The sequence below is a fragment of the Klebsiella sp. D-Nf1 genome (assembly GCF_002810515.1).
GTDB classification, from domain to species: Bacteria; Pseudomonadota; Gammaproteobacteria; order Enterobacterales; family Enterobacteriaceae; genus Klebsiella; species Klebsiella variicola.
The window spans coordinates 406791-422693 of the sequence record NZ_PIOK01000002.1 but is presented as its reverse complement, the minus strand read 5'-3'; the positions used below and the strand labels follow the sequence as shown (position 1 = coordinate 422693).

Annotated in this window: 18 protein-coding genes; 16 read left to right on the top strand and 2 right to left on the bottom strand. The window is 59.6% G+C overall.

From position 1 onward, the window contains the following. Positions 1 to 204: 204 nt before the first annotated feature. Together pocR and pduF are read right to left on the bottom strand one after the other, a co-directional pair. On the bottom strand, positions 205 to 1116 hold the full coding sequence (pocR, locus tag CWM54_RS12050) for a transcriptional regulator PocR (RefSeq protein WP_032736359.1): 912 nt from the start codon (positions 1114 to 1116) through the stop codon (positions 205 to 207). A gap of 202 nt (positions 1117 to 1318) precedes the next feature. Continuing rightward, positions 1319 to 2128, bottom strand: a complete 810-nt coding sequence (gene pduF / locus CWM54_RS12045; protein ID WP_012967303.1) for a propanediol diffusion facilitator PduF — start codon at positions 2126 to 2128, stop codon at positions 1319 to 1321. Between the two features lie 525 nt (positions 2129 to 2653). Here pduF and pduA point away from each other — a divergent pair. The 16 genes from pduA to CWM54_RS11965 are packed head-to-tail and all read left to right on the top strand — an operon-like array spanning position 2654 to position 15903. Then, positions 2654 to 2938 (top strand): propanediol utilization microcompartment protein PduA, encoded by a 285-nt coding sequence (gene pduA / locus CWM54_RS12040; protein ID WP_002915737.1) that lies wholly within the window; start codon positions 2654 to 2656, stop codon positions 2936 to 2938. Continuing rightward, complete coding sequence (gene pduB / locus CWM54_RS12035) at positions 2935 to 3747, top strand: propanediol utilization microcompartment protein PduB (RefSeq protein WP_008806300.1); 813 nt, start codon at positions 2935 to 2937, stop codon at positions 3745 to 3747. Before pduA ends, pduB begins: the two co-directional genes overlap by 4 nt. An 18-nt stretch (positions 3748 to 3765) precedes the next feature. Further along, positions 3766 to 5430: a propanediol dehydratase large subunit PduC gene (gene pduC, locus CWM54_RS12030; protein ID WP_032731191.1), complete on the top strand. Its 1665-nt coding sequence runs from the start codon at positions 3766 to 3768 to the stop codon at positions 5428 to 5430. Between the two features lie 10 nt (positions 5431 to 5440). Then, complete coding sequence (pduD, locus tag CWM54_RS12025) at positions 5441 to 6130, top strand: propanediol dehydratase medium subunit PduD (protein WP_100697223.1); 690 nt, start codon at positions 5441 to 5443, stop codon at positions 6128 to 6130. A 14-nt stretch (positions 6131 to 6144) separates the two neighbouring features. After that, complete coding sequence (gene pduE / locus CWM54_RS12020) at positions 6145 to 6669, top strand: propanediol dehydratase small subunit PduE (RefSeq protein WP_100697221.1); 525 nt, start codon at positions 6145 to 6147, stop codon at positions 6667 to 6669. A gap of 12 nt (positions 6670 to 6681) precedes the next feature. Further along, positions 6682 to 8514 (top strand): diol dehydratase reactivase subunit alpha, encoded by a 1833-nt coding sequence (locus CWM54_RS12015; RefSeq protein ID WP_100697219.1) that lies wholly within the window; start codon positions 6682 to 6684, stop codon positions 8512 to 8514. Further along, positions 8504 to 8854, top strand: coding sequence for a glycerol dehydratase reactivase beta/small subunit family protein (locus CWM54_RS12010; RefSeq protein WP_100697217.1), 351 nt, complete (start codon positions 8504 to 8506; stop codon positions 8852 to 8854). The genes CWM54_RS12015 and CWM54_RS12010 overlap by 11 nt, the downstream gene beginning before the upstream one ends. Before the next feature lie 18 nt (positions 8855 to 8872). Then, positions 8873 to 9148, top strand: coding sequence for a propanediol utilization microcompartment protein PduJ (gene pduJ, locus CWM54_RS12005; RefSeq protein WP_002915806.1), 276 nt, complete (start codon positions 8873 to 8875; stop codon positions 9146 to 9148). 21 nt (positions 9149 to 9169) lie between these two features. Next, a complete protein-coding gene (locus CWM54_RS12000) occupies positions 9170 to 9619 on the top strand; it encodes a BMC domain-containing protein (RefSeq protein ID WP_100697215.1) in 450 nt (149 codons plus the stop codon). Then, positions 9619 to 10251, top strand: coding sequence for a phosphate propanoyltransferase (locus CWM54_RS11995; RefSeq protein WP_012540670.1), 633 nt, complete (start codon positions 9619 to 9621; stop codon positions 10249 to 10251). Before CWM54_RS12000 ends, CWM54_RS11995 begins: the two co-directional genes overlap by 1 nt. Then, complete coding sequence (pduM, locus tag CWM54_RS11990) at positions 10248 to 10739, top strand: microcompartment protein PduM (protein ID WP_100680760.1); 492 nt, start codon at positions 10248 to 10250, stop codon at positions 10737 to 10739. Before CWM54_RS11995 ends, pduM begins: the two co-directional genes overlap by 4 nt. A gap of 3 nt (positions 10740 to 10742) precedes the next feature. Next, complete coding sequence (locus CWM54_RS11985; RefSeq protein ID WP_008806309.1) at positions 10743 to 11018, top strand: EutN/CcmL family microcompartment protein; 276 nt, start codon at positions 10743 to 10745, stop codon at positions 11016 to 11018. Positions 11019 to 11028: 10 nt separating this feature from the next. Next, positions 11029 to 12045 (top strand): two-domain cob(I)yrinic acid a,c-diamide adenosyltransferase PduO, encoded by a 1017-nt coding sequence (gene pduO, locus CWM54_RS11980; protein WP_061153436.1) that lies wholly within the window; start codon positions 11029 to 11031, stop codon positions 12043 to 12045. Next, complete coding sequence (gene pduP / locus CWM54_RS11975) at positions 12042 to 13430, top strand: CoA-acylating propionaldehyde dehydrogenase PduP (RefSeq protein ID WP_100697213.1); 1389 nt, start codon at positions 12042 to 12044, stop codon at positions 13428 to 13430. The genes pduO and pduP overlap by 4 nt, the downstream gene beginning before the upstream one ends. Positions 13431 to 13441: 11 nt before the next feature. Further along, positions 13442 to 14554, top strand: coding sequence for a 1-propanol dehydrogenase PduQ (pduQ, locus tag CWM54_RS11970; protein WP_100697211.1), 1113 nt, complete (start codon positions 13442 to 13444; stop codon positions 14552 to 14554). Then, on the top strand, positions 14551 to 15903 hold the full coding sequence (locus CWM54_RS11965; protein WP_100697209.1) for a 4Fe-4S dicluster domain-containing protein: 1353 nt from the start codon (positions 14551 to 14553) through the stop codon (positions 15901 to 15903). The genes pduQ and CWM54_RS11965 overlap by 4 nt, the downstream gene beginning before the upstream one ends.

Below are 15903 nucleotides of genomic sequence, written 5' to 3'. Positions count from 1 at the left end.
TGAAGCGGTGTTGTGATATTCATCAGTCTCGTATTAACGGACACTCTATCCCATCACAAAAATAAAAACTGGTGTAGTTTATCCCTCGAATATCACTATTTTGTTGCGCTATGACAATTTATTGCTCTACTGTCGTTTTTTTCATTTTATAATGATGAAGATACTCCGGGATATCAAAAATCGGCAATAGCAAAATATTGTCATTTAAAAAGACTCAGTTTGTGATCCGGCATTAATTTGCTGACGAAATGCCTGCGGCGTTACCTGATAGGTCTGGCGAAACACTTTACAAAAATAGCTGGTTTGCGAAAAACCTAAATTCCGCGCGATGCTGGCAATGCTCCAGTCGCTGTGGCATAGAAGCTCTTTTGCGCTCGCCATCCGCTGCTGATTGACCCAGGCGTTAAAGCCGATCCCCTGATACTTTTTAAACAGTTTGCTGAAGTAGTACGGGCTGAGATAGACATGCGCCGCCACGTCCTCCAGACGCAGCTCATCGGAGAGATGCGCGTCGATATAGCGCAGCGCCTTCTTCATTTTGCCATCGTGCGGCGAGGCCGCCCGGCTGGCCTGCGCCGGGTCGTTCTGCGGCGGGTTATCTTTGATAACCACAAAGTTGAGCTGTTTTTTCAGGCAATTCTCGACGATCAGCTTCAGCAGATCCGCCGAAGCGATAACCCGCGAATAGTCCATTTCAGGCACATCGCGAAACGCCTGGACCAGCGCCGGATCGTCCTGCCAGCGGTCATCCACGTTCAGAATATCAACCAGTTCAATATCATTGCTCAGACGCACCTGGCCGCATAGCACGAAGCCAACGAGGTGGCCGGCGATCACCAGCGGGATGGAAAAATCGGTTAACCCCGCGTGACAGCGGTAGATACACAACTGGTCATTTTTCGAGGCTTCCAGCCCGCCGCAGCGGTCGCTCATGCGACAGCGTCCACTGTGCTCCGGGTGCTGACGCATGAGTTGGCAAAACGGCGTGAAATTAAACAGTTCAGAAATCTCATCACCGTGAATATTGACGACCACAACCGCCAGACTGGTGGCTTGCGCAAAATCCTGTGCGATTTTATTGATGAGTTCTGAGTTCAGGGTACTCGCAGAAATCATGATAAAACCCCTCAGTTAATTTTTTGTTATAAATAAAACATATTTTTCATATTTACCTTTTTTAGCATCAGACTCCTTCGACGATAAAAAAGTGCATTGACAATAACAAAAGTCTCCCAACCCGGGGAGACTTTTTGAGCGGTTCGTGATATCGGTTCATGAAATAGTTTTGCTATTTCAGTAATACATTTTTCACTGGATGCTAACGCGTATTTTTCTCCTCAACGCAGGTATGGCAGGGAAGATTATTGGCGATGAGAAAACGATAAATTGCGGCGCCGAGGCAGGCGCCCAGCAATGGCGCGATGATGGGCACGATAAAATAGGGAATATCCCTTCCGCCAGTCATCGCGATGTCTCCCCACCCGGCGAGCCAGGCAAATAATTTCGGGCCAAAATCACGCGCCGGGTTCATCGCGAAACCGGTAAGCGGCCCGGTCGAGGCGCCGATCACCGCCACCAGAATGCCAATCAACAGCGGCGCCAGCGGGCCCTTGGGTACGCCATTGCCATCATCGGTGAGCGCCATGATCATCCCCATCAGCATTGAAGTGATCACCACCTCCACCAGCGCCGCATGCCAGATGCTGAGCTCAGGTGCCGGGTAGGTACTGAAGATACTGGCCAGCTGCAGGCTTTCCAGGCTGCCACGTACCATGTGATGCACCGTTTCAAATTGCGTAAACAGGGTGCTGTAAAGTATCCAGGCTAACACGGCGCCGCCAAACGCGCCGGCGACCTGGGCCACGATATAGGGCAACACTTTTCTGCCCGGGAAGCAGGCAAACAGCCACAGGGCGACGGTGACCGCGGGGTTCAGATGCCCCCCCGAAATGCCGGCCGTCAGGTACACCGCAAGAGAAATACCCAGTCCCCAGATAATACAGATCTCCCACAGCCCCAGGCTGGCGCCAGCCAGCTTCAGAGCGCTCAGGCAGCAGATACCAAAAAACAGAAACAGCCCGGTGCCTAAAAACTCGGCGATACATTGCGCACGTAAAGAACCATTCATTGTGACACCTCTTGACGAAGTTCGTGTCCAGGCCAGCCAACCATCCGCTGGCGCCTTGGGTACGGCGAGGCCCACTATAGAAACCGGCGGCAGCAAAGTGTTGGCATCCTGCTGAAAACGGGCAGCGTAAAATCGCTGAAGAAGAGCAATTTATTGCTATTTGCTCGCGAATTCATGCAGCAATGGCGGGCGTTCAGGGGATATTTTTATTTCCAACTCAATAATAAAAAATTGCAAAAGCGCAGTGCTTATTTTCCAACAAATATCACACCACGCAAAATCTCGCGTAGCAAAAATAATTAAAAAAATCACGCCTGAAAATGTAAATATGGAACAGCACCCGCAAGATAATCACATTAATAAGTAAAATAAAAAAATAATAAAAACAACAACATAAATAAAATAATAGCTATTTATTATCATATAAAAACCACTATTTTTTCGCTCTACACTATCAACTCAGCCATTCTTTTTCGCCGCCCCGCCATATAGTTCCCTCACTGGAACATACCCTGCGAGGTCTTTATGCAACAAGAAGCATTAGGAATGGTAGAAACCAAAGGCTTAACCGCAGCCATAGAGGCCGCTGACGCAATGGTTAAGTCGGCTAACGTCTTATTAGTTGGCTATGAAAGGATCGGTTCAGGCCTGGTGACCGTTATCGTGCGTGGCGACGTGGGGGCAGTTAAAGCCGCTACCGACGCCGGTGCCGCCGCAGCCCGCCACGTGGGCGAGGTGAAAGCCGTACACGTCATTCCCCGCCCCCATACCGATGTTGAAAAAATCTTACCGAAGGGGAATAGCCAATGAGCAGCAATGAGCTGGTTGAACAGATCATGGCGCAAGTCATAGCCCGTGTGGCGACGCCAGAGCAGCAGGCGCTTCCCGATACCCCCCATCCCACAGGAGAGACGGCTATGGCAGAGAAAAGCTGCAGCTTAACGGAATTTGTCGGGACCGCCATTGGCGACACCCTCGGGCTGGTCATCGCCAACGTGGATGCTGCATTGCTGGAAGCCATGAAGCTTGAAAAACGCTATCGCTCTATCGGCATCCTCGGCGCTCGCACCGGCGCCGGGCCGCACATTATGGCCGCCGATGAAGCGGTCAAAGCCACCAACACCGAAGTGGTCAGCATCGAACTTCCACGCGACACCAAAGGCGGCGCAGGCCATGGCTCGCTGATTGTGCTGGGCGGGAACGATGTTTCCGACGTCAAACGCGGGATTGAGGTCGCGCTGAAAGAGCTGGACCGTACCTTCGGCGATGTTTACGGCAACGAGGCGGGTCATATCGAGCTGCAGTATACCGCGCGCGCCAGCTACGCCCTCGAAAAAGCCTTCGGCGCCCCGCTGGGCCGCGCCTGCGGGATTATCGTCGGCGCACCGGCGTCTGTCGGGGTGCTGATGGCCGATACCGCGCTGAAATCAGCCAACGTCGAAGTGGTAGCTTACAGCTCACCGGCCCACGGCACCAGCTTCAGCAACGAAGCCATCCTGGTGATTTCCGGCGACTCCGGCGCGGTGCGCCAGGCGGTGATCTCCGCCCGGGAGATCGGCAAAACCGTACTGGGGACGCTGGGCGCCGAACCGAAAAACGATCGCCCCTCCTACATTTAATACCCGCGAGGCTGATTCATGAGATCGAAAAGATTTGAAGCACTGGCGAAACGCCCTGTGAATCAGGATGGTTTCGTTAAGGAGTGGATCGAAGAGGGCTTTATCGCGATGGAAAGCCCTAACGATCCCAAACCCTCTATCCGCATTGTCAACGGCGCAGTCACTGAACTCGACGGCAAACCGGTTGACCAGTTCGACCTGATTGACCACTTTATCGCGCGCTACGGCATCAATCTGGCGCGTGCCGAAGAAGTGATGGCCATGGATTCGGTCAAGCTCGCCAATATGCTCTGCGACCCGAACGTTAAACGCAGTGACATCGTGCCGCTCACCACCGCGATGACCCCTGCGAAAATCGTCGAAGTGGTGTCGCATATGAACGTGGTCGAGATGATGATGGCGATGCAAAAAATGCGCGCCCGCCGCACGCCGTCCCAGCAGGCGCATGTCACCAATATCAAAGATAACCCGGTACAGATTGCCGCCGACGCCGCTGAAGGCGCATGGCGCGGCTTTGACGAGCAGGAGACCACCGTCGCCGTGGCCCGCTACGCGCCGTTCAACGCCATCGCCCTGCTGGTCGGTTCACAGGTAGGCCGCCCAGGCGTCCTCACCCAGTGTTCCCTGGAAGAAGCTACCGAGCTGAAACTGGGCATGCTGGGCCACACCTGCTATGCCGAAACCATTTCGGTCTACGGTACGGAACCGGTGTTTACCGATGGTGATGACACCCCGTGGTCGAAAGGCTTCCTCGCCTCCTCCTACGCCTCGCGCGGCCTGAAAATGCGCTTTACCTCCGGCTCCGGCTCTGAAGTACAGATGGGTTATGCCGAAGGCAAATCGATGCTTTATCTCGAAGCGCGCTGCATCTACATCACCAAAGCCGCCGGGGTGCAAGGCCTGCAGAATGGCTCCGTCAGCTGTATCGGCGTGCCGTCCGCCGTGCCGTCGGGGATCCGCGCCGTACTGGCGGAAAACCTGATTTGCTCAGCGCTGGATCTGGAGTGCGCCTCCAGTAACGATCAAACCTTTACCCATTCGGATATGCGGCGTACCGCGCGCCTGCTAATGCAGTTCCTGCCAGGCACCGACTTTATCTCCTCCGGTTACTCGGCGGTGCCGAACTACGACAACATGTTCGCCGGTTCCAACGAAGATGCCGAAGACTTCGACGACTACAACGTGATCCAGCGCGATCTGAAGGTCGATGGCGGCCTGCGGCCGGTGCGTGAAGAGGACGTGATCGCCATTCGTAATAAAGCCGCCCGCGCGCTGCAGGCGGTATTTGCCGGCATGGGTTTGCCGCCAATTACGGATGAAGAGGTGGAAGCCGCCACCTACGCCCACGGTTCAAAAGATATGCCGGAGCGCAATATCGTCGAGGACATCAAGTTTGCCCAGGAGATCATCAACAAGAACCGCAACGGCCTGGAGGTGGTGAAAGCCCTGGCGAAAGGCGGCTTCCCCGATGTCGCCCAGGACATGCTCAATATTCAGAAAGCCAAGCTCACCGGCGACTACCTGCACACCTCCGCCATTATCGTCGGCGAAGGCCAGGTGCTCTCAGCCGTGAATGACGTGAACGATTATGCCGGTCCGGCAACAGGCTACCGCCTGCAAGGCGAGCGCTGGGAAGAGATTAAAAATATCCCGGGCGCGCTCGATCCCAATGAACTTGGCTAAGGGGTGAAAAATGGAAATTAACGAAACGCTGCTGCGCCAGATTATCGAAGAGGTGCTGTCGGAGATGAAATCAGGCGCAGATAAGCCGGTCTCCCTTAGCGCGCCTGCGGCTTCTGTCGCCTCTGCCGCACCGGTCGCCGTTGCGCCTGTGTCCGGCGACAGCTTCCTGACGGAAATCGGCGAAGCCAAACCCGGCACGCAGCAGGATGAAGTCATCATTGCCGTCGGGCCAGCGTTTGGTCTGGCGCAAACCGCCAATATCGTCGGCATTCCGCATAAAAATATTCTGCGCGAAGTGATCGCCGGCATTGAGGAAGAAGGCATCAAAGCCCGGGTGATCCGCTGCTTTAAATCTTCTGACGTCGCCTTCGTGGCGGTGGAAGGCAACCGCCTGAGCGGCTCCGGCATCTCGATCGGTATTCAGTCGAAAGGCACCACCGTCATCCACCAGCGGGGCCTGCCGCCGCTTTCCAATCTGGAACTCTTCCCGCAGGCGCCGCTGCTGACCCTGGAAACCTACCGCCAGATTGGCAAAAACGCCGCGCGCTACGCCAAACGCGAGTCGCCGCAGCCGGTGCCGACGCTTAACGATCAGATGGCTCGTCCCAAATACCAGGCGAAGTCGGCCATTTTGCACATTAAAGAGACCAAATACGTAGTGACCGGCAAAAACCCGCAGGAACTGCGCGTGGCGCTTTAACAAAGGATATCCCGATGAATACCGACGCAATTGAATCCATGGTACGCGACGTGCTGAGCCGGATGAACAGCCTACAGGACGGGGCAACGCCCGCGCCAGCCGCACCGAAAAACGACACCGCTCGCCAGCCTAAAGTCAGCGACTACCCGTTAGCCACCCGCCATCCGGAGTGGGTCAAAACCGCTACCAATAAAACGCTCGATGACCTGACGCTGGAGAACGTATTAAGCGATCGCGTTACGGCGCAGGACATGCGCATCACCCCGGAAACGCTGCGTATGCAGGCGGCGATCGCCCAGGATGCCGGACGCGATCGGCTGGCGATGAACTTTGAGCGGGCCGCCGAGCTCACCGCGGTTCCCGACGACCGGATCCTTGAGATCTACAACGCCCTGCGCCCATACCGTTCCACCCAGGCGGAGCTACTGGCGATCGCTGACGACCTGGAGCATCGCTACCAGGCCAGGCTCTGTGCCGCCTTTGTTCGGGAAGCGGCCGGGCTGTACGTCGAGCGTAAGAAACTGAAAGGCGACGATTAACAGGGGGCAAGCATGCGCTATATCGCTGGTATTGATATTGGCAACTCATCGACAGAGGTCGCCCTGGCGACGGTCGATGACGCAGGTGTGCTGAACATCCGCCACAGCGCGCTGGCTGAAACCACTGGTATTAAAGGCACATTACGTAATGTGTTCGGTATTCAGGAAGCGCTAACACAGGCGGCAAAAGCGGCAGGCATTCAGGTCAGCGATATCTCGCTTATTCGCATTAACGAAGCTACGCCGGTCATTGGCGATGTGGCGATGGAGACCATTACGGAAACCATCATCACCGAGTCCACCATGATCGGCCACAACCCGAAGACACCCGGCGGCGTCGGACTGGGGGTCGGTATCACCATCACACCGGAGGCGCTGCTGTCCTGCTCCGCGGAGTCCCCCTATATTCTGGTGGTCTCCTCGGCCTTTGACTTTGCCGATGTCGCCGCGATGGTCAATGCGGCAACGGCGGCGGGCTATCAGATAACCGGTATTATTTTGCAGCAGGATGATGGCGTGCTGGTCAATAACCGGCTACAGCAACCGCTGCCGGTGATCGACGAAGTTCACCATATCGACCGTATTCCACTTGGCATGCTGGCGGCGGTCGAGGTCGCTTTACCCGGCAAGATTATCGAAACGCTCTCCAACCCCTACGGTATTGCCACCGTTTTCGATCTCAACGCCGAAGAGACCAAAAATATCGTGCCAATGGCGCGGGCGCTGATTGGCAATCGTTCGGCCGTAGTGGTGAAAACTCCCTCCGGGGACGTCAAGGCCCGCACTATTCCGGCGGGGAATCTGCTGCTCATCGCTCAGGGGCGCAGCGTACAGGTTGATGTGGCCGCCGGGGCGGAAGCCATCATGAAGGCGGTTGACGGCTGCGGCAAACTGGACAACGTCGCGGGAGAAGCGGGCACGAATATCGGCGGCATGCTTGAGCATGTGCGCCAGACCATGGCGGAGCTCACCAATAAGCCAGCTCAGGAGATTCGTATTCAGGATCTGCTGGCCGTTGATACGGCGGTGCCGGTCAGCGTGACCGGCGGCCTGGCAGGTGAGTTCTCGCTGGAGCAGGCGGTGGGTATCGCCTCGATGGTCAAGTCGGATCGCCTGCAGATGGCCCTCATTGCGCGTGAAATTGAACACAAGCTGCAGATCACCGTTCAGGTGGGTGGCGCCGAGGCGGAAGCGGCCATTCTCGGGGCGCTCACCACTCCCGGCACCACGCGCCCGCTGGCGATCCTCGATCTGGGCGCCGGGTCGACCGACGCTTCCATTATCAATGCGCAAGGAGAGATCAGCGCCACTCACCTGGCCGGTGCCGGCGATATGGTCACGATGATCATCGCCCGCGAGCTGGGGCTTGAGGACCGCTACCTGGCGGAAGAGATCAAAAAATATCCGCTGGCGAAAGTCGAAAGCCTGTTTCATCTGCGTCATGAAGACGGCAGCGTCCAGTTTTTTCCGTCGGCCTTACCACCGGCGGTATTTGCCCGCGTCTGCGTGGTGAAACCGGATGAACTGGTTCCCCTGCCCGGCGATCTGCCGCTGGAGAAAGTGCGCGCCATTCGCCGTAGCGCCAAATCACGCGTCTTTGTCACTAACGCCCTGCGGGCGCTACGCCAGGTCAGCCCTACCGGCAACATTCGCGACATCCCGTTCGTGGTGCTGGTGGGCGGCTCGTCCCTCGATTTCGAGATCCCCCAGCTGGTCACCGACGCGCTGGCGCACTACCGGCTGGTTGCCGGGCGCGGCAACATCCGCGGCTGTGAAGGCCCACGCAATGCGGTCGCCAGCGGATTACTCCTTTCCTGGCAAAAAGGAGGCACGCATGGAGAGTAGCCTCGTCGTCCCGGCCATCGTCATTGCCGTCACTGACGAATGCAGCGAACAGTGGCGCGATGTCCTGCTGGGCATTGAAGAGGAGGGCATTCCTTTCGTTCTGCAACCGCAGACCGGCGGCGATCTGGTCCATCACGCCTGGCAGGCGGCGCAGCGCTCGCCGCTGCTGGTGGGCATCGCCTGCGACCGGGAACAGCTCATCGTGCACTACAAAAATTTACCCGCATCAACTCCGCTGTTTTCGTTGAGGTATCACCAGGACAGGCTGGCCCGGCGAAACACTGGCAACAATGCGGCTCGTCTCGTCAAAGGGATCCCATTTCGGGATCGCAATGCTTAATCCACAGGAGAACACAATATGAATAACGCACTAGGACTGGTTGAAACGAAAGGCCTAGTTGGCGCCATTGAAGCCGCTGATGCAATGGTGAAATCTGCCAACGTGCAGTTGATTGGTTACGAAAAAATTGGCTCCGGGCTGATTACCGTGATGGTCCGCGGAGACGTCGGTGCAGTAAAAGCCGCCGTTGACGCCGGGAGCGCGGCGGCCAGCGTGGTCGGCGAAGTCAAGTCCAGCCACGTGATCCCACGCCCGCACAGCGATGTTGAGGCCATTCTGCCGAAATCCGTCTGACCTGGAAAGAAGGAGCACCGCGTGAAGCAATCACTGGGATTACTTGAGGTCAGCGGCCTGGCCCTGGCCATCACCTGCGCCGACGCCATGGCGAAAGCGGCCGCCATCACGCTGCTCGCCCTGGAAAAGACCAACGGCTCCGGCTGGATGGTGGTGAAGATCGTCGGTGATGTGGCCTCTGTCCAGGCGGCGGTGATGACCGGGGCCGAACTCGCCGAACGGCAGCAGGGGCTGGTGGCGCAGAAGGTTATCGCCAGGCCCGGCGCAGGCCTGCTGCCAGCCCGCGTCGAAGCGCCCTTACCCGCGCCTGACGACGTCGCCGTGACAGAGGGGAATGCAGCACCCGCAGACATCCCCTCCCACTCTACGGAGCTGGTGACCTGCAACCTGTGCCTGGACCCACACTGTCCACGGCAAAAAGGCGAACCCCGCTCGCAGTGCCTGCACGCCGGAAAACGAGATGACGCGTAATGGATAAACAACAGCTGGCTTCAACAGTCAACAAAGTGCTGGATGAGATGCGCCAGCGTCCCATCCCAATCGGTATCTCCAGTCGCCATATCCATTTAGCGGCGGAGGACTATGCCAGACTTTTTCCCGCTCAGCCCATCCAGCCGAAAAAAGCGCTGCTGCAGCCCGGACAGTATGCTGCAGAGCAGACGGTGACCCTGGTTGGCCCCAAAGGACGATTAAACAACGTGCGCCTGCTCGGCCCTTTGCGCCAGACCAGCCAGGTGGAAATCTCACGCACCGACGCCCGGACTCTCGGTATCGCCGCGCCGCTGCGCATGTCAGGCAATCTGCAGGACACGCCGGGGATCCGCCTGATAAGCCCCTTTGCCGAACTGGAGCTGAGCAGCGGGACGATCGTCGCCCAACGACATATTCATATGTCCCCGCTTGATGCCCTGATCCTGCGTGTCGCCCATGGCGATAGCGTCGCGGTGGCGATCGAAGGCAGCGACAGGCGGCTTATCTTCGACAATGTAGCGGTCCGCGTAGCCCCGGATATGCGTCTTGAGATGCACATCGATACTGACGAAGCCAATGCGGCAGGCGCTGACGCTGCGCAGGCCTGGGCTACGCTGGTGACGAAGCCATGAACCACGCGATGCTGCAGCGTATCGTCGAGGAGGTCGCCGCCCGCCTGCGCCGTCGCGCCCTGAGTACGGCCACGCTCAGCGTGGCCCAGCTCGGCGAAGCGGATATCCGCAGCCTGCTGTGCCAGCACGCTTCACTGCGCATCGTGCAGGTGGATTTACCGCTGCTGGAACAGCTTATCGGCCAGCGCGCGCTGGCGGCCGCCGGTTGCGCACTGCATGAGGCGATGGCCTGGGGCGTTCGGGTACAGCTAACGCTGCTTCCCGCCCTGCTCCCCGCGCTGGCGGTAAAAAAACTCGCCCGCTTGCCGCTGACGTTCAGCGACCCGCTTGGCCAGCCCGTCAGACTTCACGCCGCGTCGGTGCTCACCTACGCCGACGTGGCCCGCCTCCACGGAGGTTATCTGGTGCTGCGCCGCCACCCCATTATCACCGCCCTCGCCCGCGAAGCGGCCGTCGCGCGGCATGTTCAATTGATTAAGCAGGAGTGAACTATGCATCTGGCACGCGTGACCGGCGCCGTCGTCTCGACGCAAAAATCGCCCTCTCTGAACGGCAAAAAGCTGCTGCTGGTGCGCCGGGTAAGCACAGACGACGAACATCCATTTCCGCCCGCGAGCGGCGATGAAGTGGCGGTAGATTCGGTTGGCGCTGGCGTCGGCGAGCTGGTGCTGCTCTGCAGCGGCTCGAGCGCACGCCACGTCTTTAGCGGCCCGAATGAGGCCATCGATCTTGCCGTTGTGGGCATTGTTGACTCACTTTCACGCTAAGGGGGCGCCTGTGGCTATCTATACCCGAACCGGCGATGCCGGCAGTACATCACTCTTTACCGGCCAGCGGGTCAGCAAGACGCATCCGCGCGTCGAAGCCTACGGCACCCTGGATGAACTGAACGCGGTGCTGAGCCTGTGCGTCTGCGCCGTCGCTGAAGAGGAACACCGCGTCCTGCTCGAAGCCCTGCAGCAGCATATTTTCTGGTTCAGCGCGGAGCTCGCCAGTGACAGCGAACAGCCATCACCGGGTAAGCGCTATATCAGCAGCGAAGAGATTGCCCTGCTGGAGCAGACCATCGATCGCGAGATGGCCCGCGTGCCGGCGCTGCACCAGTTTGTGTTGCCCGGACGGTGCGAAGCCGCCAGTCGCCTGCACCTGGCCCGCACCGTTGCCCGTCGGGCGGAGCGCCGGCTGGTCGAGCTGGCGGCAGAGGTCACTCTCCGTCAGATACTGCTGCGTTATCTGAACCGCTTATCTGACTGCCTGTATGCCCTGGCGCGCAGCGAGGATCATGCCGCTCACCAGCGCCGGCTCGTCGCGGAGATCGCGGCCCGCTACCTGGCCGCCAGCGGGTCGCCTGCGTCCGACGCGCCCAAAGCCCAATCCGGGGCACTCTCCTTTCACGAGCTGCATCAGCTCACCCGTCAGGCTATCGAACACGCCCGCCAGCTGCAGGTGCCGGTGGTGGTCAGCATCGTTGACGCACACGGTACCGAAACCGTGACCTGGCGAATGCCCGATGCGCTGCTGGTCAGCAGCGAGCTGGCGCCAAAAAAAGCCTGGACCGCCGTCGCCATGAAAACCGCCACCCACGAGCTCGCGACGACCGTACAGCCAGGCGCTGCGCTGTACGGTCTGGAGAGCCATCTGCAGGGCAAAGTCGTCACCTTTGGCGGCGGATATCCGCTGTGGCGCGATGGCCAGCTAATAGCCGGCCTCGGGATTAGCGGCGGCAGCGTCGAGCAGGATATGGCTATTGCACAGGCTGCCATGGCGGCCATTAACGTGAGAACACATCAATGAATACAGCAGAACTGGAAACCCTTATCCGCACCATTCTCAACGAAAAGCTCGCGCCGACGCCTCCTGTCCCTCAGCAAGAGCAGGGCATTTTTCGCGACGTCGGCAGCGCCATCGGCGCCGCCCATCAGGCTTTTCTGCGCTATCAGCAGTGTCCGCTAAAAACCCGCAGCGCCATTATCAGCGCCCTGCGGGAGACGCTGGCCCCCGAGCTGGCGACGCTGGCGGAGGAGAGCGCCACGGAGACCGGCATGGGCAACAAAGAAGATAAATATCTGAAAAATAAAGCCGCGCTTGAAAACACGCCGGGCATTGAGGATCTCACTACCAGCGCCCTCACCGGCGATGGCGGGATGGTGCTGTTTGAGTACTCGCCGTTTGGCGTCATTGGCGCCGTGGCGCCCAGCACCAACCCAACAGAAACCATTATCAATAACAGTATCAGCATGCTGGCGGCGGGTAACAGCGTCTATTTCAGCCCTCATCCCGGCGCGAAAAAGGTCTCGTTAAAGCTTATTGCCAGGATCGAAGAGATCGCCTACCGCTGCAGCGGGATCCGTAACCTGGTGGTAACCGTCGCCGAGCCGACCTTTGAGGCCACCCAACAGATGATGGCCCACCCGCAGATCGCCGTTCTGGCTATCACCGGCGGCCCTGGCATTGTGGCGATGGGGATGAAAAGCGGTAAAAAAGTGATCGGCGCTGGCGCTGGCAATCCACCGTGCATCGTTGATGAAACGGCCGATCTCGTCAAAGCCGCCGAAGATATCATCAGCGGCGCCGCCTTCGATTACAACCTGCCCTGTATCGCCGAAAAAAGCCTGATCGTCGTCGCCTCCGTCGCTGACCGCCTGATCCAGCAAATGCAGGATTTTGACGCGCTGTTGTTGAGCCCGCAGGAGACCGATATCCTGCGCGCCGTCTGCCTGCCCGACGGCGCGGCGAATAAAAAACTGGTCGGTAAAAGTCCGGCTGCGCTGCTGGCGGCCGCCGGTCTCGCCGTTCCGCCCCGCCTCCCTCGCCTGCTGATAGCCGAGGTGGAGGCGAACGACCGCTGGGTGACCTGCGAGCAACTGATGCCGGTGCTGCCGATCGTCCGGGTCGCCGATTTTGACAGTGCCCTGGCGCTGGCGCTGCGCGTTGAGGAGGGTCTGCACCACACCGCCATCATGCACTCGCAGAATGTTTCGCGGCTCAATCTGGCGGCACGCACGCTGCAGACCTCCATTTTTGTCAAAAATGGCCCGTCTTACGCGGGAATCGGCGTCGGCGGCGAAGGGTTTACCACCTTCACCATCGCCACGCCAACCGGGGAAGGCACCACCTCCGCGCGGACGTTCGCCCGCCTGCGGCGCTGCGTGTTGACCAACGGTTTTTCCATTCGCTAACCGGGGGCGCCATGCACACCTTTTCTTTGCAAACGCGCCTCTACAGCGGCCCGGGGAGCCTGGCCGCGCTGCAGCGCTTTAGCCATCAGCACATCTGGATCGTCTGCGACGGCTTCCTGGCGCGATCGCCGCTGTTCGAGCGGCTGCGCGCCGCGCTGCCCGCCAGCAACCACGTCAGCGTGTTCAGTGATATTACACCGGATCCGACCATTCACACCGTGGCGAAAGGAATAGCGCAGATGCAGGCCCTGCGTCCGCAGGTGGTGATCGGCTTCGGCGGCGGCTCGGCGATGGACGCCGCCAAGGCGATCGTCTGGTTCAGCCAGCAGGGCGGGCTGCCTGTCGACACCTGCGTAGCGATCCCCACCACCAGCGGTACCGGGTCGGAAGTGACCAGCGCCTGCGTCATCAGCGATCCGGAAAAAGGGATCAAATACCCGCTGTTCCATGAGGCACTCTGTCCCGATATGGCGATCCTTGACCCGTCGCTGGTGGTCAGCGTACCGCCCACCATCACGGCCCATACCGGACTGGACGTCCTGACCCACGCCCTTGAGGCATGGGTATCGCCGCAGGCCACCGATTTTACCGATGCGCTGGCGGAAAAAGCCGCCAGGCTGGTATTTCGCGCCCTGCCCGTTGCGGTTCGCCAGGGCGACTGCGTCGCGACCCGCAGTAAAATGCACAATGCCTCAACCCTTGCCGGCATGGCCTTTAGCCAGGCTGGCCTCGGACTCAATCATGCTATCGCCCATCAGCTTGGCGGCCAGTTTCACCTCCCCCATGGCCTGGCCAACGCGCTGCTGCTGACCGCGGTGATCCGCTTCAACGCCGGCGAGCCGCGAGCGGCGAAGCGCTATGCGCGCCTGGCCAGGGCCTGCCGGTTCTGCCCGCCGGAAGCTGGCGAACAGGAGGCTCTCCAGGCGCTGATTGCCGCGGTGGAAACACTGAAACAGCAGTGCGCCATTCCCACCCTCAAGGGCGCCTTGCAGGAAAAATATCCCCTTTTCTTATCGCGAATTCCCGCCATGGTGCCGGCCGCGCTGGCCGACGCCACCCTGCGCACCAACCCGCGCCCGGTCGATGGTGAGGCCATCGCACGACTGCTGGAGAGCCTGCAATGAGTGAAGCGATAGTGCCACTACCAGACATTGACGCGGCGGAGATCCGCGAGCGCGTCCGGGCCGCCGGCGTGGTGGGCGCCGGTGGGGCGGGCTTTCCGACCCACATCAAACTGCAGGCCCGGGTAGATACCGTGCTGGTGAACGCCGCCGAATGCGAACCGATGCTGAAGGTTGATCAACAGCTGATGGCGCATCAGGCTGACCGACTGATTCGCGGCCTGGGTTACGCGATGACCGCCACCGGCGCCCGGGAAGGGATCATTGCCCTGAAGGCGAAATATGCTCAGGCGATTGCGGCGTTAACCCCGCGACTCCCGGAATGGGCCCGGCTGCATATTCTGCCTGATGTCTATCCGGCCGGGGATGAGGTGCTCACTATCTGGCTGGCGACGGGACGTCGCGTGCCGCCCGCCGCGCTGCCGGTCAGCGTCGGCGTAGTGGTCAATAACGTGCAGACGGTGCTGAATATCGCCAGAGCCGTGGAGCAGGGCTATCCGGTGACCCGCCGGACGTTGACCGTCAATGGCGCTGTCGCCCGTCCGCTGACGCTGACCGTACCACTGGGCATGTCGTTGCGCGAGGTGCTGGATCTGGCCGGCGGCGCGACGGTTGCCGATCCGGGCTTTATAAACGGCGGGCCGATGATGGGCTCGCTTATGACCTCCCTGGAGACACCGGTCACCAAAACCACCGGCGGCCTGCTGGTGCTCCCGAGCAACCATCCACTGATCCAGCGACGGCGGCAGGATGAACGAACGCAGCTCGCCATCGCCCGCACCGTCTGTGAACAGTGCCGTTTATGCACAGATTTATGCCCCCGGCACCTGATCGGCCATGAGCTTTCCCCTCATCTGCTGGTGCGGGCGGTGAACTATCGCCAGGCGGCCACCCCGTCGCTGCTGCTCAGCGCCCTGACCTGTTCGGAGTGCAACGTTTGCGAGAGCGTCGCCTGCCCGGTGGGTATTTCCCCCATGCGCATCAACCGTCTGCTGAAACGTGAGCTGAGGGCGAAAAATCTGCGCTACGAAGGACCGCTGCGTCCGGCGGACGAGATGGCGAAACACCGCCTGGTGCCGGTCAAACGGCTCATCAGCAAACTGGGGCTTGATCCCTGGTATCAGGAGGCGCCGCTGACGGCGGCGGAGCCGGAGGTGGGCTGCGTCACCCTGCCGCTGCGCCAGCATATCGGCATCAGCGCCGTTCCCTGCGTCGCACCGGGAGAGCGAGTAACGCGCGGCCAGCTGCTGGCAGACATCCCTGCCGACGCCCTCGGTGCACCGGTACACGCCAGTATTGACGGCCTGGTCTCCGCCATCACGGAGCAGGCCATTACGCTTGTAAGAGGTTAA